Here is a 2,644-nt window from a genome sequence, read left to right on the forward strand (position 1 = left end):
ACCGCGGGGCCGATCACGTCAGTGGTACGGCCCCGCGGCGTTTCAGGGCGTCCCATGGCTGTCATGGGCAGCGCCGAAGCTGGTATCGCGGTACCGTCGCATACGGCACGGAATTGTGCGGTCGCAGCATGCTTGCGACAGGATAGCGACAGGTCCGGACGCTCCAACGGGGGTATCATCCCCTGTCCCTTCTGCCCATTCATGTAACCCACATCGATGTCCAACGAAGATTTCAAACAGGCCGCCCTCGATTACCACCGGATGTCCCCGCCGGGAAAGATCAAGGTTTCCGCTACCAAGCCCATGCTGACCCAGCGCGACCTGTCGCTGGCGTATTCGCCGGGCGTGGCGTACGCCTGTGAAGCGATCAAGGCCGACCCGCAGCAGGCCAGCGAGCTGACCGCCCGCGGCAACCTGGTGGCGGTGATCTCCAACGGCACCGCGGTGCTGGGCCTGGGCAACATCGGCGCGCTGGCCGGCAAGCCGGTGATGGAAGGCAAGGGCGTGCTGTTCCAGAAGTTCGCCGGCATCGATGTGTTCGACATCGAAGTGGATGAGACCGACCCGGACAAGCTGGTCGACATCATCGCCTCGCTGGAACCGACCTTCGGCGGCATCAACCTGGAGGACATCAAGGCGCCGGAATGCTTCGTGGTCGAGCGCAAGCTGCGCGAGCGCATGAAGATCCCGGTGTTCCATGACGACCAGCACGGCACGGCGATCATCGTCGGCGCGGCCGTGCTCAACGCGATGGCGATCACCGGCAAGAAGATCGAGGAAGTGAAGCTGGCGACCACGGGCATGGGCGCGGCCGGCATTTCCTGCGTGAACATGCTGGTGCAGCTGGGCCTGAAGCCGGAGAACATCCTGGCCTTCGATCGCGAGGGCGTGATCCACACCGGTCGTACCGACCTGGACCCGGAAAAGCAGCGCTATGCGCGTGACACCGACAAGCGCACCCTGGCCGAGATCGTCGACGGCGCGGACATTTTCCTGGGCCTGTCGGCACCGGGCATCCTGACCGCCGACATGGTCAAGACCATGGCGCCGGATCCGGTGATCTTCGCGCTGGCCAACCCGACCCCGGAAATCATGCCGGAGGTGGCGCGCGCTGCGCGTCCGGACGCGATCATCGGCACCGGCCGTTCGGACTACCCGAACCAGGTCAACAACGTGCTGTGCTTCCCGTACCTGTTCCGTGGTGCGCTGGACGTGGGCGCCACCGCGATCAACGAGGAAATGAAGATCGCCTGCGTGCGTGCCATCGCTGCACTGGCACGCCGTGCAGCCACCGACATGGGTTCGGCCTACGGCGGCGAGACCCCGAGCTTCGGCCGTGAATACCTGATCCCGCGCCCGTTCGACCGCCGCCTGCTGGTGGAACTGTCGGCCGCCGTGGCCCAGGCCGCGATGGATTCGGGCGTGGCCTCGCGCCCGATCGAGGACATGGGCGCCTACCGCGACAAGCTGGCCCAGTTCGTCTACCGCACCAGCCTGATGATGAAGCCGGTGTACGACCGCGCGCGCAGCGACAAGCAGCGCGTGGTGTACGCCGAGGGCGAAGAGGAAGTGGTGCTGCAGGCGGTGCAGAACGTGGTCGATGACGGCCTGGCGCATCCGATCCTGATCGGCCGCCCGGAAGTGATCGAGTCGCGCATCGAGCGCCTGGGCCTGCGCCTGAAGATCGGCGAGAACGTTGAAGTCACCAACATCAACGACGACCCGCGCTTCAACGAATACTGGCAGTACTACCACGGCCTGACCGGCCGTCGTGGCGTGACCGTGGCCGCGGCGAAGAACCTGATGCGTTCGCGCCCGACCCTGATCGCAGCGGTGATGGTGGCCCGTGGCGAGGCCGATGCGATGCTGACCGGCATCGTCGGTCGCTTCCACAAGAAGCTGGGCTACGTGCGCAGCGTGCTGCCGCTGGAGCCGAAGGTCACCTCGACCTCGGCGATGACCGGCGTGATCAACCAGCAGGGCGTGTTCTTCTTCGTCGATACCCACGTGCAGGAAGATCCGACCGCCGAGCAGCTGTGCGAGGCGACCCTGCAGGCGGCCTATCGCATGAAGCTGTTCGGCATCGAGCCGAAGGTGGCGCTGCTGTCGCACTCCAACTTTGGCAGCCATGATTCGAAGGATGCGCTGAAGATGCGCCAGGTGCGCGAGCTGCTGCTCAAGCGCAACCCGCGCCTGAACGTGGATGGCGAAATGCAGGGCGACACCGCATGGGATGAAGCGCTGCGCCAGAAGCTGCTGCCGGGCTCGACCCTGCAGGGCCGCGCCAACCTGTTCGTGCTGCCGAACCTGGAAGCGGCCAACATCGCTTACAACCTGGTGCGGGTGTTCACCGACGGCGTGGCGATCGGCCCGATCCTGATGGGCGTGAACAAGCCAGTGCACATCCTGACCACCAGCGCGACCTCGCGCCGGATCCTGAATATGACCGCCATTGCGGCGGTCGATGCGCAGATCAGGAAGCAGCTGGAAGCGGAAAAGAAGGCATAAGCCTTCTTTCCAGCGACAGCTGCGGAAACGCGCCCCACGGGGCGCGTTTTTGTTTCCGCGCAGCGGAAACGGGTAGTGCCGGCCGCTGGCCGGCAACCCCAATCGTGCTCAGATACACGACGGCAGCCGGCCAGCG

At 65.4% G+C, this 2,644-nt stretch carries 1 protein-coding gene; it reads left to right on the top strand.

Annotated features, from left to right (window positions below):
• Positions 1 to 216: 216 nt before the first annotated feature.
• Positions 217 to 2,508, top strand: coding sequence for an NADP-dependent malic enzyme (locus ABGA94_RS12705; RefSeq protein ID WP_005419150.1), 2,292 nt, complete (start codon positions 217 to 219; stop codon positions 2,506 to 2,508).
• Positions 2,509 to 2,644: the final 136 nt, after the last annotated feature.

This window comes from Stenotrophomonas sp. 3diitr2024, from assembly GCF_042136455.1.
Lineage (GTDB): Bacteria > Pseudomonadota > Gammaproteobacteria > Xanthomonadales > Xanthomonadaceae > Stenotrophomonas > Stenotrophomonas sepilia.

Coding starts and splice junctions, on each gene's coding strand:
- ABGA94_RS12705 (WP_005419150.1), top strand. CDS start 217: ATGTCCAACGAAGATTTCAAACAGGCCGCCCTCGATTACCACCGGATG.